A 24,502-nucleotide genomic window follows, 5' to 3' on the forward strand; every position below is an offset into this window, starting at 1 on the left:
TGTGACACTGCACGCCCTGGCGGCCGGACCGGTCGTCGACCCGACATCCGCGAGCGGGGTGTTCTCCCTGCTCTGGCTGGTGATCGCGCTGCCTGCCGCCGGCGCGCTGGTGCTGCTGCTCGGCGGCAAGCGCACCGACCGCTGGGGCCACTGGCTCGGCGTCGGCACCGTCGCGGTCTCGTTCGTGATCAGCCTGGTGCTCTTCTTCTCGCTCCTGGGCCGCGACGAGAGCGACCGCTCGATCGGCCAGCACCTGTGGACCTGGTTCTCGGCCGGTGACTACAAGGTCGGCCTCGACCTGCTCTACGACCCGCTCTCGGCGCTGTTCCTCATGCTCATCACCGGCGTCGGCGGGCTGATCCACGTCTACTCGGTCGGCTACATGGAGCACGACCCGCGCCGTCGCCGGTTCTTCGGCTACCTCAACCTGTTCGTCGCCGCGATGCTGACGCTGGTGCTCGGCGGCGACTACGTCGTGGTGTTCCTCGGCTGGGAGGGCGTCGGTCTGGCCTCCTACCTGCTGATCGGCTTCTGGCAGTACAAGGACTCCGCGGCCTTCGCGGCCAAGAAGGCCTTCGTGGTGAACCGCGTCGGCGACATCGGCATGGCGCTGGGCGTCGGGCTGCTGTTCGCGACGTTCGGCACCACCTCGTTCGCCGGCGTCTCCAAGCTCGCGCCGCAGGCCTCGGGCGCGACGCTGACCGCGATCGGCTTCCTGCTGTTGCTGGCCGCCTGCGGCAAGTCCGCGCAGTTCCCGCTTCACACCTGGCTGCTCGACGCCATGGAGGGCCCGACCCCGGTCTCGGCCCTCATCCACGCCGCGACGATGGTGACCGCGGGCGTCTACCTCATCACCCGGTCGAACTTCATCTTCGAGCTCGCCCCGCACGCGCGTACGGGAGTCGCGGTCATCGGCTGCATCACCCTGCTGCTCGGCGCCATCATCGGGTGCGCGAAGGACGACATCAAGAAGACCCTCGCCGGCTCCACCATGAGCCAGATCGGCTACATGATCCTGGCCTCCGGGCTGGGCGTGGCCGGCTACGCGTTCGCGATCTTCCACCTGCTCACGCACGGCTTCTTCAAGGCCAACATGTTCCTCGGCGCCGGCTCGGTCATGCACGGCATGGAGGACGACGTCGACATGCGGCACTACGGCGCGCTGCGCAAGGCCATGCCGGTGACCTTCCTGACCTTCGCGATGGGCTACCTGGCGATCATCGGGTTCCCGGGCTTCTCCGGCTTCTGGTCGAAGGACAAGATCATCGAGACCGCCTTCGAGAACAACACGATCGTCGGGCTCTGCGCGCTCATCGGCGCCGGCATCACCGGCTTCTACATGACCCGGCTGATGCTGATGACCTGGTTCACCGACAAGCGGTGGCGCGAGAACGTGCACCCGCACGAGTCACCCGCCGTCATGACCGGCCCGCTGGTCGTGCTGGCCGCGCTGTCGGTGCTCGGCGGGCTGCTGCTGCTCGGCGACTGGATCGTCGACTGGCTCTCGCCCGTCGTGGGCGAGCACCCCGAGGGCCACCTGGCCATCCCGGGCATCGTGCTCTCGCTGATCGTGCTGGTGGTCGTCGCCGTCGGCATCGCCACCGCCTGGTTCTTCGTCGGCCGCAACGAGGTGCCCGACGTCGCGCCGCAGCGGGTCTCGCCGGTCACCCGCGCGGCCCGCGCCGAGCTCTACGGCGACGCCTTCTACGACGCGGTGCTGGTGCGGCCGGGGGAGCGGGGGGCCGGCCACATGGTCACCTTCGACCACTCGGTCGTCGACGGTGCCGCCGAGGGACTGGGCCGTTCGTTCAACGGTCTGTCCGGCGGCCTTCGCCTGCTGCAGAACGGCTACGTCCGCTCCTACGCCCTGTCCCTGCTCGGCGGCGCGGCCCTGGTCGTCGCGGCCCTCCTGGTGGTGAACATCTGATGCTCACTGCAATGATCCTGGTGCCCTTCATCGGAGGGCTCGTCGTCGCCTTCGCGCCGACCAAGAAGAACCCCACGCTCACCAAGCAGCTCGCCCTCGGCGTCTCGCTGGTCACGCTGGTGCTCGCGATCGTGCTCGCGGTGCAGTACCAGACCGACGGCGGCACGCAGTTCGTCGAGGACACGATGTGGATCCGCGCGTTCGGCGCCCACTACGCGCTCGGCGTCGACGGTCTGGGCCTCACCCTGGTGGTGCTCACCGCGATCCTCACGCCCGTGGTGGTGCTGGCCTCGTGGAACGACGGCGACGAGGGCCGCTGGTCCACCGCCGCCTTCTTCGGCTTCATGCTGGCGCTCGAGGCGCTGGCGATCGGTGTCTTCGCCGCCACCGACGTGTTCCTCTTCTACGTCTTCTTCGAGGCGACGCTGATCCCGACGTACTTCCTCATCGGCGGCTGGGGCGGCCCGAACCGCGCCCGCGCAGCGGTGAAGTTCCTGGTCTTCTCGCTCGCCGGCGGTCTGGTGATGCTGGCGGCCGTGGTGGGCCTCTACGTCGAGTCGGCCAAGGCCGGCACGCCGTCCTACCTGGTGGCCGACCTGGCCAAGCTCGACATGGGCACCGCCACCGGCCGGCTGCTGTTCGTCGGCTTCTTCATCGCCTTCGCCATCAAGGCGCCGATGTTCCCGGTGCACACCTGGCTGCCCGACACCACCGAGCAGGCCACGCCGGGCACCTCGGTGCTGCTGGTCAGCATCTTGGACAAGATCGGCACCTTCGGGATGGTGCGGTTCTGCCTGGGCATCTTCCCCGAGGCCTCGCGCTGGGCCACGCCCGTGGTGATCGTGCTGGCCATCATCAGCATCCTCTACGGCGCGGTGCTCGCCATCGGCCAGGACAACATCTCCCGGCTCATCGGGTTCACCAGCGTCTCGCACTTCGGCTTCATCGTGCTGGGCATCTTCGTGATGAACAGCCAGGGCCAGAACGGCGCGAACCTCTACATGTTCAACCACGGCCTCTCGACCGCGGCGCTGTTCCTGGTCTCCGGCTTCCTCATCAAGCGGCACGGCTCGGCGAGCATCCGCACGTTGGGCGGGGTGGAGAAGGTCGCGCCGGTGCTGGCCGGCTTCCTGCTCGTGGCCGGCCTGTCGTCGCTCTCGCTGCCCGGCCTCGCGCCGTTCGTCTCCGAGCTGCTGGTACTGGTGGGCGCGTTCGTCCACTCGCCGTGGACCGCCGCGTTCGCCGTGCTCGGCATCGTGCTCGCCGCGATGTACATCCTGATCATGTACCAGCGCGTCTTCACCGGACCCGAGCGGCCGGTGACGGCTGGCATCAGCGACCTCGGCGTGCGCGAGGTCGTCGCCGTGGCGCCGCTGCTGCTGCTCATCGTGGTGCTCGGCTTCTACCCCAAGCCGGTGCTCTCGGTGCTCAACCCGACCGTGAAGGACACCCTCGCCCACGTCGGGGTCTCCGACCCGACGCCGGCCGTGGCCGAAGGGAGCGGCAAGTGACGACCTTCAACGCTCCGCACCTGGAGTACGCCACCCTGCTGCCGCTGCTGATCGTGCTCGGCGGGGCCGTGGTCGGCGTACTGGTGGAGGCCTTCGTGCCCCGCGAGCGCCGCTACGTCGTGCAGTCCGCGCTGGCCGGCGTCGTCGTGCTCGCGGCCGGCGTCGACACCGCGGTGGTCACCCGCAACCTCGGGCTGTTCCACGACAAGCCCGGCAAGGTGGTGGCCGAGGGCGCGATCGCCGTCGACGGCCCGACCTTGTTCATCTGGGGCCTCGTGCTGGCCCTGTCGTTCCTGGGCGTGCTGATGTTCGCCGAGCGCAAGCTGGAGTCCGGCGTGCTCTCCTTCGCCGGCCAAGCCGCGGCGCTGCCGGGCACCGAGGCCGAGCGACAGGCCTCCACCCGCGGCCTCGAGCACACCGAGGTCTTCCCGCTGCTGCTCTTCGCGGTCTCGGGGATGATGCTCTTCCCGGCCGCGAACGACCTGCTCACGCTGTTCGTCGCGCTCGAGGTGCTCTCGCTGCCGCTGTACCTGCTCTGCGGCCTGGCGCGTCGGCGTCGGCTGCTGAGCCAGGAGGCGGCGATGAAGTACTTCCTGCTGGGCGCCTTCAGCTCCGCGTTCTTCGTCTACGGCATCGCGCTGGTCTACGGCTACGCCGGCTCCATGGGCTTCGCGCAGATCGCCAACGCCGTCGCCGGCCGCACCGATGGTCACGTGCTGCTGCTGGGCGGCATGGGCCTGATGGCGGTGGGGCTGCTGTTCAAGGTCAGCGCCGCGCCCTTCCACGCCTGGACCCCCGACGTCTACCAGGGTGCGCCCACCGCGGTCACCGGGTTCATGGCCGCCGGCACGAAGGTGGCGGCGTTCGGTGCGCTGCTGCGCCTGTTCTACGTCGCTTTCGGCGGCGCGCGCTGGGACTGGGAGCCGCTGTTCTGGGCGATCGCCATCCTCACGATGGTGGTCGGCTCGGTGCTGGCACTGGCCCAGACCGACATGAAGCGGCTGCTGGCCTACTCCTCGATCGCCCACGCCGGCTTCATGCTCACCGGCTTCCTCGGCGCCCGCTCGCTCGGCGTCGTCAAGGCCGGCGACATCAGCGCCGTCCAGGCCATCTTGTTCTACCTCCTCACCTACGGCTTCATGACGATGGCCGCCTTCGCCATCGTCACCGTCGTGCGCGACGCCGGCGGCGAGGCCACCGGGATGGCCCGCTGGGCGGGCCTGGGCAAGGAGTCGCCGCTGCTGGCCGGGGTGTTCGCGTTCCTGCTGCTGGCCATGGCCGGCATCCCGCTGACCAGCGGCTTCACCGGCAAGTGGGCGGTCTTCGCGGCCGCCGTCAGCGCCGGGGCGTGGCCGGTGGTGCTAGTGGCGGTGCTGCTCTCGGCGGTGACGGCGTTCTTCTACGTGCGCGTCATCGTGGTGATGTTCTTCTCCGAGCCGGTGGGCGAGGGGCCCAGCGTCGCGGTGCCGTCGGTGCTGACGATGCTGGTCATCGCGGTGGGCACGGCCGTCACCCTGGTGCTGGGCGTGGTGCCCGGTCCGGTCCTCGACCGGCTGGGTGACGTGGCACAGTTCATCAGGTGAACGCACTGGCACTCCCCGTCGTCGACGAGGAGCTGGCGGCCCGGCTGCAGGCGGGGATGGCGCAGGTCGAGGAGCTGCTCGACTCCTACGCCGCGAGCGAGGCGCCGTTCGTCACCGACGCCGCGCGCCACCTGCTGCGCGCCGGCGGCAAGCGGGTGCGTCCGCTGCTGGTGCTGCTGGCCGCCGAGGCCGGGCGCGAGCAGGTCGGTGCGAACGTCGGTGCCTACTCCGAGGACGTCCTCACCGCCGGTTGCGTCGTGGAGCTGACCCACCTGGCCTCGCTCTACCACGACGACGTCATGGACGAGGCGGCGCTGCGCCGCGGGGCCGAGTCGGCCAACGCCCGCTGGGACAACCACGTCGCGATCCTCACCGGCGACTTCCTCTTCTCCCGCTCCTCCGAGCTCACCGCCCGGCTGGGCGCCGACGCCGTGCGCATCCAGGCCGAGACCTTCACCCGGCTGGTGGAGGGTCAGATCCTCGAGACGCTCGGACCGCAGCGCGGCGACGACCCGCTCGAGCACTACCTGCGCGTGGTCGACGGCAAGACCGGCTCGCTCATCGCCACCAGCGCCCGCTACGGCGCGCGGTTCGGCGATGCGCCGACGGACGTGGAGGAGGCGCTGACCGCGTACGCCGCCAAGGTGGGCGTCGCGTTCCAGCTCTCCGACGACATCCTCGACATCGCCTCGGAGTCCGAGGACTCCGGCAAGACGCCGGGCACCGACCTGCGCGAGGGCGTGCCCACGCTGCCGACGCTGCTGGCCCAGCGCGCCGGCGACGACGCACGGCTGGTCGAGCTGCTGGCCGGGCCGGTGGCCGAGGCCGACGTCGAGGAGGCGCTGGGCCTGCTGCGCGCTCACCCGGCGATGCAGCAGGCGCGTGACCACGTCATCGGGCTGGCCACCGAGGCCGTCGAGCTGCTCAAGGTGCTGCCCGAGGGGCCGGTGCGCCAGGCCCTGGCCGACTTCGCCGAGCTCATCGCCGTCAGATCGGCCTAGATTCCTCTCGTCCCCTGTCGATCTCGCCGTGTGCCGTTCGTCGGGACTGGTGAGGCCCGACCGACGGGTCGTCGAGAGGAGCCAGCGATGTCGCAGTACCTGATCCTGATCTACGAGACCGAGGCCGACTACGCCGCCGCCACGCCGGAGACGTTCGGGCAGGTGAGCCAGGCGCACACCGAGTTCATGGAGAAGCACCAGGACGCGCTCGTCGGCGGCAACGCGCTGCAGCCGACGCAGACCGCCACCACCGTCGTCGCCGGTGCCGTCACCGACGGGCCGTTCGCGGAAACCAAGGAGGCGCTCGGCGGCTACTACCTGATCGAGGCGCCCGACCTCGACGCGGCGCTGGCGATCGCGAAGGAGTGCCCGGCGCGCTTCGGCGGGGTCGAGCTGCGTCCGGTCATGGTGTTCGACTGAGCGACGCCGAGGCGGCCGCGGCCGTCGCCGACGCGCACCGTCGTGAGTGGGGCCTCGTGCTCGCCGCGACGGTGCGCGTCACGCGCGACCTCGACCTGGCCGAGGAGTGCGTGCAGGACGCCTACGCCCGCGCGCTGACGGTGTGGGCCGACGGTGTGCCGCGCAACCCCGCCGCCTGGCTCACCACCGCCGCGCGGAACCGCGCGATCGACCTGCTGCGCCGCCAGGACCGGTTGCGGCGGCTGCTGCCCGAGCTCGTCGTCGACGACGTCGATCCCGCCTACGAGCGCGGCGGTATCCCCGACGACCGGCTCCGGCTGATCTGCACCTGCTGCCACCCGGCGCTGGCGCAGCCGGCCCAGGTGGCGCTCACGTTGAGGCTGCTGTGCGGGCTCACCACCGCGGAGGTGGCGCGGGCGTTCCTGGTGCCCGAGCCGACCATGGCGGCACGCCTCACCCGGGCCAAGAAGAAGATCGCCGGCGCCGGCATCCCCTACCGCGAGCCCGACGCCGCGGAGCTGCCCGAGCGGCTGGCCGGCGTGCTGGAGGTGGTGCACCTGCTCTTCACCACCGGGCACACCGCGAGCACCGGCGCCGACCTGGTGCGAGCGGACCTGGTGGAGCGCGCGCTGCAGCTGGGCCGGATGCTGCGGACGCTGTGCCCCGGCTCCGGCGACGTCGCCGGACTGCTGGCGCTGATGCTGCTCACCGACGCCCGTCGCGACACCCGCGTCGACGCCGAGGGCCGGTTGGTGCTGCTCGCCGACCAGGACCGCGACCGCTGGGACGGTGAGGAGATCGCCGACGGCGTCGCGCTGGTGCGCGACGCGCTGCGGCTGGGTGGTCCGGGCCGGTACGCGCTGCAGGCGGCCATCGCCGCCGTGCACGCCGAGGCGCCGAGCTGGGAGCACACCGACTGGCGCGAGATCGTCGGCCTGTACGACGTGCTCGGCACGATCTGGCCCTCGCCGGTGGTCGCGCTCAACCGGGCGGTGGCGGTGGGGTTCGCCGACGGCCCGGACGCGGGTCTGGCGGCGCTCGACGCCCTGGCCGGCGAGCCGCAGCTGGCGGGCTACGGCTACCTCGCGGCGTCGCGGGCGGACCTCCTGCGGCGGTTGGACCGCGGCGCCGAGGCCGCCCTGGCCTACGAGGAGGCGCTCCACCTCACCGGGAACGAGGTGGAGCGCGCGTTCCTCGCCGCTCGGCTGGCCGAGGTCAGGCCCGCGCCTGGCGGATGACCTCGGCGTACTGCTCCACGCTGACCGCGCCCGGCACCCCGAGCCGCTCGTCGAGCACGACGAACGGCACCCCGGTGATGCCGAGCCGGGCGGCGGTGCGCTGGTCGGCCTCGATCACCTCGGCGTAGCGGTCGCCGTCGAGCACCTCGCGGATCTCCGCCTCGGCCAGCCCGAGGCCGACCCCGATGCGCACCAGCTCGTCGGCGCGGAACACCTCGAGGTTGCCGGCGAACAGCTCGGCCTGGATGGCCCGCAGGTAGTCCCAGCCGACGCCGTGCTCCTGGCCCAGCTGCACGACGCGATGCATGCCGGCGGTGTTGGCCACCGCGTGGTCGGCGGCGTAGGGGAGACCGTCGGCGGCGGCGCGCTCGGCCATCTGCCCCTCCATCGCCACGGCCTGCTCGTGCGGCAGACCGTGATGGCTGCCGAGGTACTCCACCGCGGTGCCCACCTCGGTCGGGCTGCTCGGGTCGAGCTGGAAGGCGTGCACGCGCACCTCCACCGGCTCGCCCGCGCTCTCGATCGCCTGCTGCAGCCGGTGCTCTCCGAGGTAGCACCAGGGGCAGATGACGTCGGCCCAGACGTCGACGACCAGCGCCGCGTCTGCCACGGTCACAGCAGGGCCTTCAGCGGCGTAGGCGCGCGACCGGTGAGGCGCTCGACGACGTCGCTCACGTGGTCGGCGTAGCCCTCGCGGGCGGACTGCGGGAAGCTGGCCAGCAGCTCGGCCACCGGCTGCGGCAGCCCGGCCCCAACCAGGCCCTCGATGTAGGCGGCGTCGTCGACCTGGACGATCTCCACGCCGCCGGCCAGGGCGGCGAGTTCGGCGGCGCCGACGGCCTCGGGGCCGGTGACGTCGTAGGCCTGGTTCTCGTGGCCGTCGGTGCTCAGCACGGCGGCGGCCACGGCGGCGCAGTCGGCGCGGGTGACGTAGGCGGTGGCGCCGTCTCCGAGGTTCGTGACCAGCCGGCCGGCGGCCTCGGCCTGCTCGACGGTGGCCACCTGCATGTCGGCGTAGATGTTGTTGCGCAGCATCGTCCACGCCAGCCCGGAGGCGCGGAGGGCCTCCTCTGTGGCGTGGTGGTCGGGCACCACGGCGGCCGGGTTGGCCTCGACCGGCTCGGGGATCGAGGTGTAGGCGATGTGCCGGACGCCGGCCGCGACGGCGGCGTCGATGGCGGCCTGGTGACCGGCGACGCGCTGGCCGACGGCGTCGGTGGAGATCAGCAGCAGCTTCTCCACCCCGGCGAACGCCCCGGGCAGCGAGGCCGGGTCGTCGAAGTCGGCGCGGCGGGTGACGGCGCCTCGCTCGGCGTACTCCGCGAGCTTCGAGGGGTCGCGGCTGAGCAGCACGACCTCGCCGGGCTCGACGGTCTCGAGCAGGCGGTCGGCGACGAGGCGGCCGAGCTGGCCGGAGGCTCCGGTGACGGCGATGGACATGGCAGGCTCCCTTGATCCGTAGTCTTGGTGACGACGATTAACTGTAGTCAGGTCGATGACGATATGACAAGATGGGGTCATGGCCGCGCCCACGAACACCCGCTTCGCGGTGGCGGTGCACGCGCTGACCTACCTGGCGGGTCTCGGGGCGCAGCGCGCGATCAGCTCCGATGAGATCGCCGGCAGCGCCAACGTGAACCCGGTGCACATCCGCACCGTGATGGGTCCGCTGCGCGAGGCCGGCATCGTCGTCTCGCGCGCGGGCGCCCGCGGCGGCTGGCAGCTCACGCGCGACCCGGCGAGCATCTCGCTGGCCGAGGTGTGGGACGTGCTGCAGGGCGACGACCCCGTGCTCGGCCTGCACGGACCGAGCCCGGAGTGTCCGGTCGGCGTCGGCGTCCAGGCGGCGCTGGTCGACCTGGACCGCGAGGTGGCCGAGGCCGTCCGCGCCCGGCTGCGGACCTCGTCGGTGGCCGGCATGCTCGGCGACCTCGAGCTCGACCCGGCCACCTGGACCTCGCAGCTAGCGGCTCGCTGACGCCGCGGCCGCGAGCTGATCGCGCGCCGTGAGCGGCTCGCGTTCCAGCAAGGTGCCCAGCAGCGGGTCGACGCCGGCGAAGAAGCCCTGCTCCGCGGCCTGGTACATCCCGAGGACGAACCGTGCCATCTGCTCGTCCTGGCCCGCCGCGACCTGCCGGGCCAGCCACTCGTCCTCCTCCAGCACGACCGAGGTCACCTCGCGTCCCGTCAGCTCCGAGGCGGTGGCGGCGAGGTCGGCGAAGGTCGGGGCGGCGTTCGCGGTGATGGTCGTCGGTCCGTCGTAGCCGCCGTCGGAGGCCAGCACGATCGCCGCCGCCCGCGCCGCGTCCTCCCGCGCGGTCCAGGACACCGGGCCGTCGGCGGGCACGGCCACCACGCCAGTCTCCTGCCAGGGCCCCATGAGCCAGGCCAGGCTGTGGGCGTAGAAGCCGTTGCGCAGCGACGTCCACGCGACGCCGGAGCCGGCCAGGAGCTCCTCGGTGGCGAGGTGGATGCGCGCAGGGACGAACGGCGAGGTAGCCGCCGCGCCCTGGTGGCTGGTGTAGAGGATCCGCCCGACGCCCGCGCTGACCGCAGCGTCGATGGCCTGCCGGTGCAGGGCCACCGCATCGGCACCCGGGTCGTTGGAGGAGACGAGCAGCAGCTGGTCGGCGCCGGCGAAGGCCGTCGGGAGCGAGTCGGCGTCGGCGTAGTCGCCGCCGGAACGCACCTCCACGCCGCGCTCGGCGAACCGCGCCGCCTTGGCGACGTCGCGCACGGCCACCGCGACCTCGGTGGCCGGGACGAGCTCGAGCAGGTGGTCGACGGTGGCGCCGTTGAGGGCGCCGGTCGCTCCGGTCACGACGATCATGCGAGCCTCCTGGGTATCGGTGGAATACTCATCACGCTATCACCGATAACACAGGCGATAGCAGTGATTCGTTACCGTTGCTACGTGAGCGAGACGGTCGATCGGCGGGCCGGCACCCGGCAGCGCATCGTCGAGGCGGCGGCACAGGTGCTGCGCGAGCAAGGTCCGGCGGCGGTCACCACCCGTGGCGTGGCTGACGCCGCCGGCGTACAGGCGCCCACCCTCTACCGGCTCTTCGGCGACAAGGAAGGCCTCCTCGACGCGGTGGCCGAGCACGTCATGGCCGGTTACGTGAGCGACAAGGCGGCGACGGTCGACGCCGCGTCGGCGGACGGCGTCGACCCCCTGGACGACCTGCGCGCCGGCTGGGACACCCAGATCGAGTTCGGGCTGGCCAACCCGGCGATCTTCCGGATGCTCAGCGACCCCGACCGGGTGCGGCACTCGCCGGCGGCGGTGTCGGGCCGGCAGGTGCTGGCCGCGCGGGTGCGCCGGGTGGCGGTGGCCGGTCGGCTACGCGTCAGCGAGGAGCGAGCGGTCGACCTCATCGCGGCCGCGGGGGTGGGTGCCATCTCGGTGCTGCTGTCGACCCCCGAGCCGGAGCGCGACCGCGGCCTGGCCGACGCGATGTACGAGGCCGTCCTCGCCCAGGTGCTGGACGGGACGCCGGACGGCGTACCCGAGCGCGCCGAGGCGGGACCGATGGCGGCGACCGTCGCCTTCCGCGCGATCGCGCCCGAGCTGCATGTGCTGAGCGGGAGCGAGCGCCGGCTGCTCTCGGACTGGCTGGACCGCGTGGTGGCGGACCTCGGCGCGGGGGCCCGGGTCACGTCGGACTGACCGGCGTCAGACGGCGGCGGCCTCGGCGCTCTCGCGCAGCGGCCGGCGACGGTGCCGCAGCGCGTCGGCGGTGAAGACCACCAGCGCCACCCAGACCAGCACGAAGCCCACCCAGCGCATCGACGTCATCTCCTCGTGCACCACGGCGACGCCGATGACGAACTGCAGGATGGGCGCGATGTACTGCAGCAGCCCGAGCGTCGTCATCGGCACCCGGATCGCGGCCGCGCCGAAGCACAGGAGGGGGATCGCGGTGACCAGCCCGGTGGTGGCCAGCAGCACGACGTGCCCGGGCCCGTGCCCGAGGAAGTGCCCGCGGCCGGCCAGCCCGAGCCAGACCAGGTAGGCGAGCGCCACCGGCGCGATCACCATGGTCTCGAAGGTGAGGCTCTCGATGGCGTCCGCGCCGGCGCGCTTCTTGAGCAGTCCGTAGGTGCCGAAGCTGAACGCCAGCAGCAGCGAGATCCACGGCGGCCGCCCGTACTCCACGGCCAGCCCGACCACCGCCACCACCGCGATCCCGATGGCCGCCCACTGCCACGGCCGCAGCGTCTCCTTGAGCAGCACGACGCCCATCAGCACGGTGACCAGCGGGTTGATGAAGTATCCCAGCGAGGTCTCCACCACGAGCCCGTGCGCCACGCCGTAGATGAACCCGCCCCAGTTGACGGTGACGACCACGGCCGCCGCCGCGAGCAGCCTCCGCCTGCGCCGGTCGCGGACGATCGACCGCAGCTGCGCCGTCCGGCGGGTGAGCACGACCAGCGCCCCCATGACGACCAGCGACCACACCACCCGGTGCGCCAGCACCTCCACCGGCGACGACGGCTCCAGCAGCGGCCAGTACAGCGGGAACAGCCCCCACATCGCATATGCCGCGACGCCCAGGAGGAAGCCCTGGCTCTGCTGGTCCCGCCCCGGCGACGACGGTGCTGTCATCGGCGTCTGGCGGGCCGTCTCGCTCACCTGGTGAGGCTAAACCTGGGGAGCAGCTCATCTGTCGAGGGGTGATGCCCTGTCTGCCCCGGGCGCGTCACTTCGCCCACATTGACGCAGCCATGCTCTATTCGGCCTGCACTGCCTTCGGAGCCAATGCTGCATCTTTAGACGGCCGGGCACGGCATTAAGCAACGCGCAAGTGGCTCCAGCTGGTCAGCTCTCCGAGGTGATCGGCATTGATGCCAAGTTCGCGAGCCGCGGCCTCGGTACCGCCGTTCTCGGTGACGAGCCGGGTCATCAACTCGCCATGCACTGGCGCGAAGTACGCCGGCTCGGTACGCCGCCACTTCGACATCTGAATCTGAAGCGCGCGGTAGCGCTTGTCGTCGATGTACTCGAGGTCGTGGGCTCGATAGATCAGCGCAGCTGCTGAGACGCCCCAGGAGGACTTGAGGTTCACGAAGTCCCTGAGTTGGGGGTTGGCAGGCACCATGTCGTCGAACTCGGCCTGGGGGAAAAGGAGGTTCGAGGCGAACCGGTTCGCCTCGGCCTCGGTAGTCGAGGTCGATCGTCGGTGCAGGAGTAGGTGCGCAAGCTCGTGGCCGAGCGTTAGGCGAAGCCGATCACCGGCGACGTTTGGCGCGAGACCAATGACCGGGACCTTTCCCACCCAGGCCGAGATGCCATCGACGCCGAGCCCGACGATCGGCACCAGACAGACGCCGGCGCGTTCAACCAGCGAGGTGAGGTTGCGGATGGGACCGTGCTCCTCGTGGCGCAGTGAGTACCGGAGATCGGTCGCGAGGTCATCGAGCTCGTCCATGCTGGTCGGTGAGTCCCCGGGGCTAAGAGCGAGTTTTGGGGCGCCTGCGGTTGTCTCCTGGAGCTCACCGAATACCTCGCCGGCGAGCCGCAGAAGTTCCTTTGCACGTTTCCTGGTTGCGACCTTGGTTGAAGCGCGCTGACGGTGCAGAGGCTCAGACATGTCAGGAATCTCGAACCGGTCGTTCGAATAGCCGATCGGCGCCAGATCACCAGTGAAGCTGCGCGTCCCCTTTTCGATCGCGGAGATCATCTGCGCCGACAGGCCGAGGCGATCACCAAGCTTGTCCTGGGCTATGCCCTCAATGTCCCTGTAAGCCAGCAGGCGATTCACTGCCCGGCCTCTTCGTCCTCTTCGAGGGTTCCGACGTCGCCGAACGGGTCGCGGCTGCCCTGATCAAACGGCACATCGTCGCTGCCGCCGTCGTCGAAGTATGGCCAAAAGCCGGCGAAGATGGGCTCGCCCTTCACGTACACACGGGTACTGGCCGCACGCTTGGCACCGGCAGCGATGGACAGTGTTAGACCAGCCGCGTCGAACTCGTAGACCAGAACACGGATGTCGACGGGCTTCAGAAGCGAGCCGACGCCGAACAGGGCTCCTTGGCCTCTATCGTCCCAACGCTTCTGGATGGCGACGGCAGTAGCGCTGCGCAGGAGAATTCGCTCTTCGGTCTGCCGCTCAACAAACTCGACACGACCGAAGTCGACGTAGGAAGGGGACAGGTCGTACGCATCGTCGTGGATGATGCGAGCCTGCATCAGAGAACGGTGGTGGTGGACGCGGGCCATGTTGGACGGGGGTACGTCGTGGTTGTCGTCCTTGAACTGGCGACTGTAGGCACCGGTGTCGAGGTAGCTGCCGATGAGGTGCGCGGCAATCGGGTCCAGATGGTCCTTCTCCATGGCCGGCAGGTTACTACAATCGTTGTGGAATCTACACAACGAATGTAGGCGGCGCGTCGCTCCGGTCGAGCGGACGGATGCTTGATGACCCAGCCAAGAAACGGCGCCCTGACGATGAGGGGTCACTGCCGGCCGCGAGACACGGCCCCTGATCGTGTCTCAAGGTCCGATAAGCGCGTGACTCCGCCGCCAATGCCTCGGTCGAACTTGAACCGGGGGCTATTCGTCAGCTGATCAACGGCGGCTTGAACGGCTTTCACATATCTGAGCAACACGACGGCGTCGCTCACCAAGGCACCACCCGCCGGTCCTCCCACAACACCCCGGTCTGAGCGTCCTCGGCCGGGCGGCTGGCCAGCCAGACCGCGGTCTCGGCTCCCTGCTCGGCCGAGCGGGGGGCGTCCGGTCCGCCCATGTCGGTGCGGCAGTGGCCCGGGCAGGTGGCGTCGACCAGCACGCCGCGGCGGCCCAGGTTCTGCTCGTGGGCGAGGTTGCGGACGAGGGCGTTGACCCCGGCCTTGGCCACTCGGTAGGGCGCCAGGCCGCCGGCGTTGCCGGGGCCGCTCATGCGGCCCAGGCAGGCGCTCACCGCGATGACGCGGCCGTGGCGGCGCTCGATCATGCCCGGCACGAAGCGCGCCATCGTGCGCCAGACGCCGTCGAGGTCGACGGACATGACCCGGCGCCACTCGTCCTCGCTCGTGCGCAGCGTCTTGGCCGTGCGCTCGCTCATGACAGCGGCCGCGCAGACCAGCACGTCGACGGCGGCCAGTGGTCCCAGCCGGTCCGGCAGCGCGGCGAGGGCGTCGGCGTCGGCGACGTCGCACCCGAAGCCGACCGCGTCGACGCCCTCGGCCACCAGGTCGGCGGCGGCCGCACCGGCGGAGTCGTCGGTGCGGCCGACCAGCACCACGGTGGCGCCCAGCCGGCCCAGGCCGCGGGCGGTGGCCAGGCCGATGCCGCGGCTGCCGCCGGTCACCAGCGCCACCTGGCCCTCGAGCGAGGCCGGCGCCGGGTCGGTCACGACCCCTGCGCCTCCAGGGCCACCGGCTGCCACTCGTTCCAGGTGGCCAGGCGCGACTCGTAGTCCTTGGTCGCGATGTCGAGCGGGGCCTGGCCGAAGAACACGCGCAGCGGCGGCTCGTCGGCGTCGACGACCTTGAGGATCGGCGCACGGGTGGCGGTGGGGTCGCCCGGGCTCGCCTTGGAGGGGCGGTTCTGGGCGGCCTCGCGGACGTCGGCGTAGGCCGAGATCTCCTCGCTGTGCGAGGCCGAGGGGCCGGACCAGTCGGTGGAGAAGCCGCCGGGCTCGATCAGCGTCACGTGGATGCCGAAGCCCGCCACCTCCTGCGCGAGCGACTGGGAGATGCCCTCCAGCGCCCACTTCGAGGCGTGGTAGGCGCCGACGGTCGGGAACGCGCTGATCCCGCCGATGCTCGAGACCTGGATGATGTGGCCCGAGCCCTGCTCGCGCATCACCGGGATCGCCGCCTGGGTCACCCAGACCGCGCCGAAGAGGTTGGTCTCCAGCTGGCTGCGCAGCTCCTCCTCGCTGAGCTCCTCGACCATGCCGAAGTGCCCGTAGCCGGCGTTGTTGACCACCACGTCCAGCCGGCCGAAGTGCTCGGCCGCCCGAGCCACGGCCGCCCGGTCGGCGTCGCGGTCGGTGACGTCGAGCTGGAGTGGCAGCACGAGGTCGCCGTACTGCTCGACCAGCGCGTCGAGCGTCTCGGGCTTGCGGGCCGTTGCCGCCACCCGGTCGCCGCGCTCGAGCGCGGCCTCGGCCCACTCGCGGCCGAAGCCCTTGGACGCACCCGTGATGAACCAGACCTTGCTCACGATCACTCACTCCTCATCGCGCGACAGCGTTCTACGTACCTCGGGCCAACCGGCTCGAGGTCGCTGCCATTCCGTGAAGAGCACCTACCAGGGCTGGATGCCGGTCTCGTCGCGGAAGGTGCCGGACGGCCCGTCGTCGGGCAGCGTCGCCAGCTCGAGGAAGATCGCCGCGCCCTGCTCGGGCGTGCGGTGGCCCTGGTGAGCGTTGAGGTCGGTGGCCACGTAACCGGGGCAGCCGGCGTTGATCAACACGCCCGTCCCGGCCAGCTCCTTGGCGTACTGCACGGTCACGGCGTTGAGGTAGGTCTTGCTGGGGGAGTAGGCCGCCGAGATGGGGCCGACCGCGTCGGCCTGCGCGGTCTGCAGGGTGAGCGAGCCGACGGTGCTGGAGACGTTGACGATGCGCGGCGAGGCGGCTTGGCGCAGCAGCGGCAGCATCGCGTTGGTCGTCCGGATGACGCCGACGACGTTGGTGTCGACCACCTCGAGCACCTGCGACGCGCTGACCTTCGTCGGCTCCTGCGGGCTGCCTCCGGTGATGGCTGCGTTGTTGACGAGGACGTCGAGGCCGCCCTCGCCCTCGAGCTGGGCGGCGGCCGCCGCGACGCTCTCGTCGTCGGTCACGTCGAGCGGGACGCCGAACACGTCGAGGCCCTCGGCGCGCAGCTTCTCCACGGCCGCCTCGCGTCGACCGGTGTCGCGGGCGCCGACGCCCACGCGGAACCCGCGGCGCGCGAGCCCGGCGGCGATCTCGTAGCCGATGCCCTTGTTGGCGCCGGTGACCAGCGCGATCCTCGTGTTCTCGGTGCTGTTCTGTGTCATGCCTCGATCGTGTGCCGAGGGTCGTCGCGGATCAAAGATCGATCGGGTCAGGCCCGATACCGCAGGGGTATCGGTGCTGGCCGGCGGGCGTAGCGTGAAGGCGTGGAGACCCGCGAGCTGCGCTACTTCGTGGCGGTGGCCGAGGAGGCCCACTTCGGCCGCGCCGCCGACCGGCTGGGCATGTCGCAGCCGCCGCTGTCGCGCGCGATCGCGCAGCTGGAGCGCCGGCTCGGTGTCGAGCTGCTGGTCCGCACGCCGCGTGGGGTCACCCTCACCGTCGCCGGGCGGACGCTGCTCAGCGAGGGGCGCGCCGCCCTCGCCGCGGTGGCGGCGGCCGAGCGGCGCACCCGGCGCCGGGCCGGGACGCCGCACGATTCAGTGGTGCTCACCGCCAAGGCCGGGGCCTCGAGCGAGCTGATGGTCAAGCTGCTCGACGCCTACGCCACCGAGCCCGACGCCGCCGAGGTGGAGGTGGTGCTCAGCCCGCCGGGCCACCAGGCGCCCATGCTGCGCGACGGCCGGGCCGACGTCGCCGTGCTGCACCGTCCCTTCGACGACCTCAGCGGCTTCGACATCACCCCACTGACCACGGAGTCGCAGGTGCTCATCGTGCCCGCCGGGCACCCGCTGAGCACCCGCGTGGCGATGAGCGTCGAGGAGGCGACGTCGATCCCGGACCTCCCGTTGCCTCGCTGGCCGCACCTGGACGGCACGTACCCCGAGGGACCCGGGCCGGAGCTGCACGACCTGACCCAGGTGCTCCAGCTGGTGCGGCTGGGGCGCACGGCCGTGGTGCTGCCGGAGTCGGTGCAGGCCAACCTGCGCGACGGCCTCGCCGTCGTCCGCCTGCTCGACGCGCCCCAGGTGACCACGGTGCTGGCCTGGCCGCCGCACAGCACGTCGGGCGGAGTCGCCGGGCTGGTGCGCACCGCCGAGCGACTCTGAGGCGCAGGCAAGCTCAGCCCAGGGCCGTGCTCGCCGCGCGCAGGTCGGCCAGCGCCGAGGTGGTGTAGGTCGCCAACGGCTCCTCGGCCGCCTGATCCGACTCCGACCAGGCGGCGTAGCCGCGCTTGAAGGCCAGCACGCCCAGCTCGGCGGCGAGCTCCGCCGTCGCCTCGGGGACGCCGCGGGCGATCAGGGCCTCGGTCATCGCGGCGGCCAGGCCGACGCTCTTGAGGGCGTCGCGCTCCTGGAGCTCGCCGCTCGCTGCCACGGCGGCCTTGAGCCGCGGGCCCAGCTCGCGGTTCTGCGGTCCCATCTCCGCCGAGGCGCGTTCGAGCCCGGCGGCGACCGCCGCCAGCGGGGTCGAGCCCTCGGGTGCGTCCGCGATGCCCTCGGCCAGCAGCCGGCTCAGCGTCTCCTGGCCCGCGACCAGCAGCTCGCGCTTGTCGGGGAAGTGCCGGAAGAAGGTGCTCTTGGTGACGCCCGCCCGCTCGGCGATCTGGGCCACCGTCGTGTCGTCGTAGCCCTGCTCAGTGAAGAGGTCGACGGCGGCCACGACGAGCCGGAAGCGCGCGTCGGGTGCCCAGCGAGCCATGGCCCCATCCTAGGCGATGGGATACTTGTCCCATCGCCTGCTATGGTGATGGGACAAGTATCCCATCACTGACTGGAGTCACCATGCAGGTCTTCGTCACCGGCGGCACCGGGCTCGTCGGCTCGGCGGTCGTCGCCGAGCTCATCGGCCACGGTCACCGCGTCGCCGTGCTCACCCGGTCCGACGCCTCGGCCGCCGCTGCCACCGGGGCCGGCGCCACCCCGGTCCGCGGCTCCATCGCCGACCTCGACGCCGTGCGCACAGCCGCCGCCGAGGCCGAGGGCGTCATCCACCTGGCGTTCGCGAACGACTTCAGCGGACCTGACGCGCTGACGCGCGCGATCGAGGAGGAGACCGCTGCGGTGGCCACCATCGGGGAGGCGCTCGTCGGCAGCGACCGGCCCTTCGTGGTGGTCTCCGGCACGCCGTGGATCGCGGGGCGGGCGGCCACCGAGGCCGACCCGCTCCCCACCGACGGGCCCGTGGGGGGACGCGGCCGCTCGGTGAACGCCGCGCTGGCGCTGGCCGAGAAGGGCGTACGGGTCTCGGCGGTGCGGCTGCCCCGCACCGTGCACCGCGACGGTGAGGGCGGCTTCGCGGGCCTGCTCACCACCATCGCCCGCAGCAGCGAACGCTCGGGCTACCCCGGCGACGGCAGCAACCGGTGGCCGGCCGTGCACGCGCTCGACGCCGCCGCGCTCTTCCGGCTCGCCCTCGAGCAGGCCCCGGCCGGCACGGCCTGGCACGCGGTCGCCGACGAGGGTGACGCCGTGCGCGACATCGCCGCGGTGATCGGGCGACGGCTGGGCCTGCCGGTCGAGTCGGTGCCGCCGGAGACCTTCGGTGAGCTGGGGCCGATCTTCGCCGCCGACCAGCCCGCCACGAGCACCCGCACCCGCGAGGAGCTCGGCTGGACGCCGACCCACCCGAGCCTGCTCGACGACCTCGAGCTGCTGGAGCCCTGAGCCGATCAGGCGAGTCGCTGCGCCAGCTCGCGTCCCAGGGCGTGGCCGGAGAGCCAGGCGGTCTCCACTTTCGGCGAGGCGCCCCAGCCGTCGCCGCAGACGCCGATGCCGTCGACCAATGCGAACGGTTCGTCACGCTCGCCGACCGGACGGGCGTAGGTCCAGCGCTGCACGGCGCGGTAGGTGGGCTCGGGCAGCCGCAGCAGCGCCTGCAGGGCCACCTGGAGGCCGAGGGCGGCGGCGTTCGGGTCGGCCAGGTGCTGGCGCGCGAACGACGCGGTGGAGTGGGCCACCAGCACCGGCGCGTCGTCGCCGCGGCGCCGGCCGTCGTCGGCCACCCAGGCCAGCGCGGGGTGGTCGGAGACGAACGCGCCGTCGAAGTGGCCGCTGGGACTGACCGTGTCCCAGGTGCGCTCGGGCAGCCGCAGCGTGAGGGCGAGGACGGGCTCGAACTCGCGGTCCAGCCGGTCGGCGAGCGGGTGGCCCTCGGGGACCAGTCGCCGCGCCTGGGGGTCCGGCATGGCCAACACCACCGTGGCGGCCGCGGGAAGGGCGGCGACGTCCTCGCGGGTCACCTCGAGGCCGCGCGCCAGGTCCTCCACCAGCGTCTGCAGCCCGAACGGCGTACCCCACCGCACCGGGCCCTGCTTGAGCTGCGGCTCGTCGTCGCCGAGCACGCAGAAGGTGTCGGTCCACGGCCGGGCCAGTCCCGCCTCGTGCCAGCCGTCCACCACCGCCGCGAAGGCGTCGTCGGAGACGGTCAGGTACGACGCGCCGACGTCGGCGGGCCGGCCGGCACCCCCGTGCCGGGCCATGCGACCACCGACCCGGTGGCCACGGTCGAGCACCCGCACCGCGAGCCCGGCCTCCTGCAGCGCCCGCGCGCAGGCCACGCCGGAGATCCCAGCGCCGACCACCACGACGTCAGTCATGCCCACAGCACATCACCCGGCCGCCACCACGGCGACGGCGGCCGAGACCGCGCCGAGCACCGCCGCCGCGCACCGCCAGCGGTCCACCACCAGCAGCCGGGCGACACGCGTCGTGTCGTGCGTCCGCAGCCGACCGTGCAGGGGAGCGGCGAGCGTGGCGGTGACGACGAGGGACGCGGCGCCGCCGAGCAGCCCGACGACGGCGAGCGGGCCGGGCCCGGCGGCCACGAGCACGCCGCCGCAGACGACCAGCAGCGCGTAGACCAGGCCGACCAGCGGCGTGATGCGCGAGGAGTGGCGCCCATGGATCGTGGGCCACTGCGCGGCGTCGTGCGCGGCCAGCGCGGGGTAGACCAGCACGGTCACGGTCAGCTGGAACCCCGCGTGCAGCGCCGAGGCGAGCGCGAAGGCGACCACCGGAGTCATCGGCGGCTCACGCGGTGCCCGCGAGCACCGCGTCGGCCGCCCGCTGCCCACTCACCAGGGCGCCCTGGATGGACCCGGTGTCGCGGTGGTCGCCGCAGACCACGACGTCGCCCACCCGCACCGGCCGCGCGGTCGTGAACGGCGGCGGCTGCGCGGGCAGCGCGTCGGGCACCTCGTGGCGGGCGACCACCTCCCAGCCGCGCGCGTCGGCGCCGAGCAGCTCCGCGGCGTGGCGGCGCATCGCCGGCTCCTCGACCACCCGGCCCGGACCGAGCAGCGCCGAGCCCTGCACCAGATGGCGGTCCGGCGGGGCGTAGCTGGGGGCCGCGTCCGAGACCACCGCGGTGTTCACCAGCGGCCCGGTCGGCCGGGCGCGGGCGTCGACGTGCAGCAGGTCGCTGCTCTCGGTCCGCTTCGCCGACCACCACACGGTCACCACGCCCTTGGTGGCCCTCGCCTCGACGCCGGTCAGACCGTGCGCCGCGCCGGCGTCCGTGGCGACGACGACGTGCGGGGCGCGCCAGGTGCCCTCGGTGGTGCTGACCTGCGAGCGACCGACGGCGGTGACCCGGTGCCCCAGCCGCACCCGGGCACCGAGGGGCCGGGCCAGCTGCTCGGGCAGCGCCTGCATCCCCTCGGCCGGCAGCGCGGGGACCCCGCGCAGGAACGAGGACACCAGCAGCAGCGCGAACCGGTCGGCGGTCGAGCCGTCGTCCTCCAGGAGCACACCGGCCAGGAACCCGTCGACCACCCGGCGCAGCACGCCGCGTGCGCCGGCGCGGTCGAGCGCCTCGCCGCGGGCGACGTCGTCGTGGGCCTCCAGAACCCGGGCGAGTGGGCCTCGGTGGGGGCGCAGCAGCGGCGCCACCCACCGCAGCAGGCCCAGCACCTCGCCGGGACGGGTCAGCGTGCTGGCCAGCGTGCCCGGCAGCAGACCGGGCTCGCGCAGCGGATGGCCGAGCATGACCCGCCCCTGCTCGGTCGCGGCCACCACCCCGGCGCCGAACGCCTGAAGCCCCAGCGCGTCGACGTCGACCCACCGGCGGACCGCGGGGTAGGCGGGGTTGAGCAGCTGGAAGCCCCGGTCGACCAGGAAGCCGTCCACCCGGTCGGTGCGGATCCGGCCGCCGACCGCGTCCGCCGCCTCCAGCACCACCACCTCGCGACCGGCCTCGACCAGGGCTGCGGCGCACCGCAGCCCGGCCAGTCCGGCGCCCACCACCACGACGTCGGCGTCCACGGCGGACCGGTACCCAGCCGAGCGCGGCTGACGCACCCCTGCCAGGCTCGGGGCATGACCTCACCGGGCCGGAGCATCGAGGAGCTGCTGGACCAGGCGCGGAGCCGGCTGGACCGCCTCGACCCCCACCAGGCCCTCCAGGCACAGCAGGACGGCGCGATGCTCGTCGACGTACGCCCGCAGGCCAATCGTGAGGCCGAGGGCGAGCTGCCCGGGGCGGTGGTGCTCGAGCGGATCGTGCTCGAGTGGCGGCTCGACCCCGCCAGCGACGCCCGGTTGGCGGAGGCCGCCTACGACCTGCAGGTGGTGGTGGTCTGCAACGAGGGCTATTCCTCCAGCCTGGCCGCGGCCACGCTGCAGGGCCTCGGGCTCACCCGCGCGACCGACCTCGTCGGCGGCTTCCGCGCCTGGAAGGACGCCGGGCTGCCCACCGCTTAGAGCGCGACGCGGAACCCCTGGTTGCCGGTGGTGGAGTCGACGGTGGTAAAGGTGCGGGCCGAGACCCGGTAGCGGTTGCAGTAGGAGGCGTGGCACAGGTACGAGCCGCCCCGGACGACCCGGGTGTCCGGCGTCGACCAGACGTCGGCCGTGTGCTCCCAGACGTTGCCGGAGGTGTTGAACAGCCCGTAGCCGTTGGGGGCGTACGCGGCCACCGGCGCGGTGCCGGCGTAGCCGTCGGCGACGGTGTTCGAGGCCGGGAACTCGCCCTGCCAGATGTTGCACCGGTGCTCGCCGTCCGGTGTCAGCTCCTCGCCCCACGGGAACCTGGCGCCGACCAGCCCGCCGCGCGAGGCGTACTCCCACTCGGTCTCGGTGGGCAGCCGCAGCCGCGCCCACCGGCAGTAGGCGCGGGCGTCGGCGTGGGAGACGTGGACGACCGGGTGGTCCTCGCGGCCCGCCAGGGTGCTGCCGGGACCGTCGGGGCTGCGCCACGTGGCCCCCGCCACCGCCAGCCACCACGGCGCCTGCGCGGCTCGGTCGCCTTCCGCGGTCGCGAACGCCTCGAAGACGAACGACCAGCCGTAGCGCTCGGCGTCGGTGACGTGGCCGGTGGCCTCGACGAACGCGGCGAAGCGGTCGTTGCTCACGCAGACGGCGTCGATGGCGAAGGGCGCGACCTCGACCGACCGCACGGGCCCTTCGCCGTCGCCGGGTACGACGTCGGCGTCCTCGGAGCCCATCGCGAAGCGGCCGCCGGGGAGCGGAACGAGGCGGGCGCCGTCGTGGGCGGGGTGGGGGTTTCGAGACGGTTGCTGCGCAACATCCTTAATCACCGTCTCGACCACCGCCGGGTCGCGGCGGGGCGCACAGCACTCGCTCACGAGACCAGGATGGACCTCGACGCCTCCGGCGGGGGCGGCACCCGGGCGGCCTCGATCGCCGCGGCCACCTCCGCGGGGAACGGTGTGGTGCGCGCGGTGGCCGTGTCCGGGTCGGTGCCGACGTGCACGCCGAGGATCTCCTCGGTCGCGCGCAGCGAGCCCGCGGCGTAGAGCTCGTGCCAGATCCACAGCAGCTTCGGCGTCGAGCCGATGACCCACGAGCGCGCCTCGAGCAGCTCGCCGGGGCCCACCTGGTCGAGGTAGCGCACGTGCGCCTCGACCGTGTACAGCGAGGCCTGTGCGGCCTCGCGGTAGGCCGGCCCCAGCCCGACCGCGTCCATCACGGCGTCCGTGGCGTGGCCGAGCACCAGCACGTAGTACGGCTCGGAGAGGTGGCCGTTGTAGTCGATCCACTCCGCCAGCACCGGCTCGGACCAGACGGTGAGGGGGTCAGGCACGTCCCAGCGCCCGCAGGATCGCGATGACGCCGGCGTCGCGCTCGGCCACCAGGTCGTCGATCGAGCGGCCGTCGGCCTCGCGCTCGCAGCCGTCGACGACGGCGTCGCGCAGCGCCGGGGTGAGCTCGGCCGAGACCAGCCGGGTCCACGGCGACTGCAGCGACGGCCCGAAGTGGTCGAGCATGTGCGCCATGCCGCCCTGCCCGCCGGCGAGGTGGAAGGTCAGCATCGGTCCGTGGATCGGCCAGCGCAGGCCGGGGCCGTCGGTGATCGAGAGGTCGATCTGCTCGACGGTGGCCTCACCGGCGTTCACCATGTGCAGCGCCTCGCGCCACAGCGCCTCCTGAAGCCGGTTGGCGATGAAGCCGGGCACCTCGCGGTCCATGGTGATGACCGACTTGCCGACGTGGCGGTAGAAGTCGCCCGCCCAGGCCACCACCTCCGGCGAGGTGCGCTCGCTGCCCACCACCTCGACCAGGGGGATGAGGTACGGCGGGTTGAACGGGTGGCCGACCACCAGCCGCTCCGGGTGGTCGGCGAGGGTGTCCATCTCGCTCATGCCGTAGCCGGACGTGGAGGAGCCGATCACCACGCCCTCGGGCGCCGCGGCGTCGAGGTCGGCGAGCAGCCGGCGCTTGAGCTCGAGGTCCTCCGGCGCGCTCTCCTGCACGAACTCGGCGCCGGCCAGCGCCTTGTCCAGCTCCGGCTCGAAGCGCAGTCGTGACCGGTCGGCCCCGTCGGCCAGGCCCAGCTCCGTGAGCGCGGGCCACGCGGCGTCGACGACGTGCCGCAGCCGATCGTCGGCTCCGGGCGCCGGGTCCCAGGCGACGACGTCGTACCCGCGCGCGAGGAAGTACGCCGCCCAGCCTCCGCCGATGACGCCGACCCCGGCGCAGCAGACGGTGCGGACGTCGGCGACCGCGATCGGCGGCGTCATGCCCCGA

Annotated in this window: 27 protein-coding genes; 11 read left to right on the plus strand and 16 right to left on the minus strand. The window is 72.5% G+C overall.

Annotated elements, in window-relative coordinates; translation table 11 throughout:
- The first annotated feature begins 7 nt into the window (after positions 1-7).
- From nuoL to D9V37_RS00600, 6 genes are all read left to right on the plus strand, one after another.
- Complete coding sequence (gene nuoL / locus D9V37_RS00575) at positions 8-1,927, plus strand: NADH-quinone oxidoreductase subunit L (RefSeq protein WP_232524731.1); 1,920 nt, start codon at positions 8-10, stop codon at positions 1,925-1,927.
- Positions 1,927-3,438 carry an NADH-quinone oxidoreductase subunit M gene (locus D9V37_RS00580; protein ID WP_121804205.1) on the plus strand — a complete coding sequence of 504 codons (1,512 nt, stop codon included), beginning with the start codon at positions 1,927-1,929 and terminating at the stop codon, positions 3,436-3,438. Before nuoL ends, D9V37_RS00580 begins: the two co-directional genes overlap by 1 nt.
- Positions 3,435-5,021: an NADH-quinone oxidoreductase subunit NuoN gene (gene nuoN / locus D9V37_RS00585; RefSeq protein ID WP_121804206.1), complete on the plus strand. Its 1,587-nt coding sequence runs from the start codon at positions 3,435-3,437 to the stop codon at positions 5,019-5,021. Before D9V37_RS00580 ends, nuoN begins: the two co-directional genes overlap by 4 nt.
- Positions 5,018-6,022 carry a polyprenyl synthetase family protein gene (locus D9V37_RS00590; protein WP_456299561.1) on the plus strand — a complete coding sequence of 335 codons (1,005 nt, stop codon included), beginning with the start codon at positions 5,018-5,020 and terminating at the stop codon, positions 6,020-6,022. Before nuoN ends, D9V37_RS00590 begins: the two co-directional genes overlap by 4 nt.
- Before the next feature lie 87 nt (positions 6,023-6,109).
- Positions 6,110-6,442 carry a YciI family protein gene (locus tag D9V37_RS00595; RefSeq protein ID WP_121804207.1) on the plus strand — a complete coding sequence of 111 codons (333 nt, stop codon included), beginning with the start codon at positions 6,110-6,112 and terminating at the stop codon, positions 6,440-6,442.
- Between the two features lie 56 nt (positions 6,443-6,498).
- Entirely contained in the window at positions 6,499-7,680 is a 1,182-nt protein-coding gene (locus D9V37_RS00600) for an RNA polymerase sigma factor (RefSeq protein ID WP_198412303.1), read from the plus strand.
- Here the strand turns inward: D9V37_RS00600 and D9V37_RS00605 are convergent.
- Positions 7,658-8,296: a DsbA family oxidoreductase gene (locus tag D9V37_RS00605; RefSeq protein ID WP_198412304.1), complete on the minus strand. Its 639-nt coding sequence runs from the start codon at positions 8,294-8,296 to the stop codon at positions 7,658-7,660. The genes D9V37_RS00600 and D9V37_RS00605 overlap by 23 nt on opposite strands.
- Positions 8,293-9,120, minus strand: a complete 828-nt coding sequence (locus D9V37_RS00610) for an NAD(P)H-binding protein (protein ID WP_121804208.1) — start codon at positions 9,118-9,120, stop codon at positions 8,293-8,295. The genes D9V37_RS00605 and D9V37_RS00610 overlap by 4 nt, the downstream gene beginning before the upstream one ends.
- Positions 9,121-9,199: 79 nt before the next feature.
- Between D9V37_RS00610 and D9V37_RS00615 the strand changes: the two genes are divergently transcribed.
- Positions 9,200-9,658 (plus strand): Rrf2 family transcriptional regulator, encoded by a 459-nt coding sequence (locus tag D9V37_RS00615; RefSeq protein ID WP_121804209.1) that lies wholly within the window; start codon positions 9,200-9,202, stop codon positions 9,656-9,658.
- Here the strand turns inward: D9V37_RS00615 and D9V37_RS00620 are convergent.
- Positions 9,644-10,510 (minus strand): NmrA family NAD(P)-binding protein, encoded by an 867-nt coding sequence (locus D9V37_RS00620; RefSeq protein WP_121804210.1) that lies wholly within the window; start codon positions 10,508-10,510, stop codon positions 9,644-9,646. The genes D9V37_RS00615 and D9V37_RS00620 overlap by 15 nt on opposite strands.
- 84 nt (positions 10,511-10,594) lie before the next feature.
- On the opposite strand from D9V37_RS00620, the gene D9V37_RS00625 reads away from it, so the two are divergent.
- Positions 10,595-11,350 (plus strand): TetR/AcrR family transcriptional regulator, encoded by a 756-nt coding sequence (locus D9V37_RS00625; protein WP_121804211.1) that lies wholly within the window; start codon positions 10,595-10,597, stop codon positions 11,348-11,350.
- 6 nt (positions 11,351-11,356) lie between these two features.
- On the opposite strand, the gene rarD is transcribed toward D9V37_RS00625, so the two are convergent.
- From rarD to D9V37_RS00655, 6 genes are all read right to left on the minus strand, one after another.
- Positions 11,357-12,316, minus strand: coding sequence for an EamA family transporter RarD (gene rarD, locus D9V37_RS00630; RefSeq protein ID WP_232524664.1), 960 nt, complete (start codon positions 12,314-12,316; stop codon positions 11,357-11,359).
- A 157-nt stretch (positions 12,317-12,473) separates the two neighbouring features.
- Positions 12,474-13,445 carry an XRE family transcriptional regulator gene (locus D9V37_RS00635; RefSeq protein ID WP_121804212.1) on the minus strand — a complete coding sequence of 324 codons (972 nt, stop codon included), beginning with the start codon at positions 13,443-13,445 and terminating at the stop codon, positions 12,474-12,476.
- Entirely contained in the window at positions 13,442-14,017 is a 576-nt protein-coding gene (locus D9V37_RS00640) for a hypothetical protein (protein WP_121804213.1), read from the minus strand. The genes D9V37_RS00635 and D9V37_RS00640 overlap by 4 nt, the downstream gene beginning before the upstream one ends.
- 286 nt (positions 14,018-14,303) lie before the next feature.
- Positions 14,304-15,041 (minus strand): SDR family NAD(P)-dependent oxidoreductase, encoded by a 738-nt coding sequence (locus D9V37_RS00645; protein ID WP_121804214.1) that lies wholly within the window; start codon positions 15,039-15,041, stop codon positions 14,304-14,306.
- A complete protein-coding gene (locus D9V37_RS00650; RefSeq protein ID WP_232524665.1) occupies positions 15,038-15,856 on the minus strand; it encodes an SDR family oxidoreductase in 819 nt (272 codons plus the stop codon). The genes D9V37_RS00645 and D9V37_RS00650 overlap by 4 nt, the downstream gene beginning before the upstream one ends.
- Positions 15,857-15,940: 84 nt before the next feature.
- Positions 15,941-16,678, minus strand: a complete 738-nt coding sequence (locus tag D9V37_RS00655) for an SDR family oxidoreductase (RefSeq protein WP_121804215.1) — start codon at positions 16,676-16,678, stop codon at positions 15,941-15,943.
- 102 nt (positions 16,679-16,780) lie between these two features.
- Between D9V37_RS00655 and D9V37_RS00660 the strand changes: the two genes are divergently transcribed.
- Positions 16,781-17,623 carry a LysR family transcriptional regulator gene (locus tag D9V37_RS00660; RefSeq protein ID WP_121804216.1) on the plus strand — a complete coding sequence of 281 codons (843 nt, stop codon included), beginning with the start codon at positions 16,781-16,783 and terminating at the stop codon, positions 17,621-17,623.
- Positions 17,624-17,636: 13 nt separating this feature from the next.
- On the opposite strand, the gene D9V37_RS00665 is transcribed toward D9V37_RS00660, so the two are convergent.
- Positions 17,637-18,215 (minus strand): TetR/AcrR family transcriptional regulator, encoded by a 579-nt coding sequence (locus tag D9V37_RS00665; protein WP_121804217.1) that lies wholly within the window; start codon positions 18,213-18,215, stop codon positions 17,637-17,639.
- Between the two features lie 83 nt (positions 18,216-18,298).
- Between D9V37_RS00665 and D9V37_RS00670 the strand changes: the two genes are divergently transcribed.
- On the plus strand, positions 18,299-19,180 hold the full coding sequence (locus D9V37_RS00670; RefSeq protein ID WP_121804218.1) for an SDR family oxidoreductase: 882 nt from the start codon (positions 18,299-18,301) through the stop codon (positions 19,178-19,180).
- Positions 19,181-19,185: 5 nt separating this feature from the next.
- Here the strand turns inward: D9V37_RS00670 and D9V37_RS00675 are convergent, their stop codons facing one another.
- From D9V37_RS00675 to D9V37_RS00685, 3 genes are read right to left on the minus strand one after another with little or no spacing between them, the layout of a single operon-like run.
- The gene (locus D9V37_RS00675; protein WP_121804219.1) at positions 19,186-20,112 is read right to left on the minus strand and encodes an NAD(P)/FAD-dependent oxidoreductase; all 927 of its coding nucleotides are present in this window, start codon (positions 20,110-20,112) and stop codon (positions 19,186-19,188) included.
- A gap of 12 nt (positions 20,113-20,124) precedes the next feature.
- Positions 20,125-20,538, minus strand: coding sequence for a hypothetical protein (locus tag D9V37_RS00680; protein WP_121804882.1), 414 nt, complete (start codon positions 20,536-20,538; stop codon positions 20,125-20,127).
- Between the two features lie 7 nt (positions 20,539-20,545).
- On the minus strand, positions 20,546-21,778 hold the full coding sequence (locus tag D9V37_RS00685) for an NAD(P)/FAD-dependent oxidoreductase (RefSeq protein WP_121804220.1): 1,233 nt from the start codon (positions 21,776-21,778) through the stop codon (positions 20,546-20,548).
- A gap of 54 nt (positions 21,779-21,832) precedes the next feature.
- On the opposite strand from D9V37_RS00685, the gene D9V37_RS00690 reads away from it, so the two are divergent.
- A complete protein-coding gene (locus D9V37_RS00690; protein ID WP_121804221.1) occupies positions 21,833-22,216 on the plus strand; it encodes a rhodanese-like domain-containing protein in 384 nt (127 codons plus the stop codon).
- Here D9V37_RS00690 and D9V37_RS00695 read toward each other — a convergent pair.
- Genes D9V37_RS00695 through D9V37_RS00705 form a run of 3 tightly spaced genes read right to left on the minus strand, consistent with a single transcriptional unit; the run spans position 22,213 to position 24,495 of the window.
- The gene (locus tag D9V37_RS00695; protein ID WP_121804222.1) at positions 22,213-23,100 is read right to left on the minus strand and encodes a formylglycine-generating enzyme family protein; all 888 of its coding nucleotides are present in this window, start codon (positions 23,098-23,100) and stop codon (positions 22,213-22,215) included. The two genes, D9V37_RS00690 and D9V37_RS00695, sit on opposite strands and share 4 nt — an antisense overlap.
- A complete protein-coding gene (locus D9V37_RS00700) occupies positions 23,097-23,558 on the minus strand; it encodes a thioesterase family protein (RefSeq protein ID WP_232524666.1) in 462 nt (153 codons plus the stop codon). Before D9V37_RS00700 ends, D9V37_RS00695 begins: the two co-directional genes overlap by 4 nt.
- Positions 23,551-24,495, minus strand: a complete 945-nt coding sequence (locus D9V37_RS00705) for a 3-hydroxyacyl-CoA dehydrogenase NAD-binding domain-containing protein (RefSeq protein ID WP_121804223.1) — start codon at positions 24,493-24,495, stop codon at positions 23,551-23,553. The genes D9V37_RS00700 and D9V37_RS00705 overlap by 8 nt, the downstream gene beginning before the upstream one ends.
- Positions 24,496-24,502: the final 7 nt, after the last annotated feature.

Origin of the sequence: Nocardioides mangrovicus (genome assembly GCF_003674065.1) — a bacterium.
In the GTDB taxonomy this organism is placed as follows: domain Bacteria; phylum Actinomycetota; class Actinomycetes; order Propionibacteriales; family Nocardioidaceae; genus Marmoricola; species Marmoricola mangrovicus.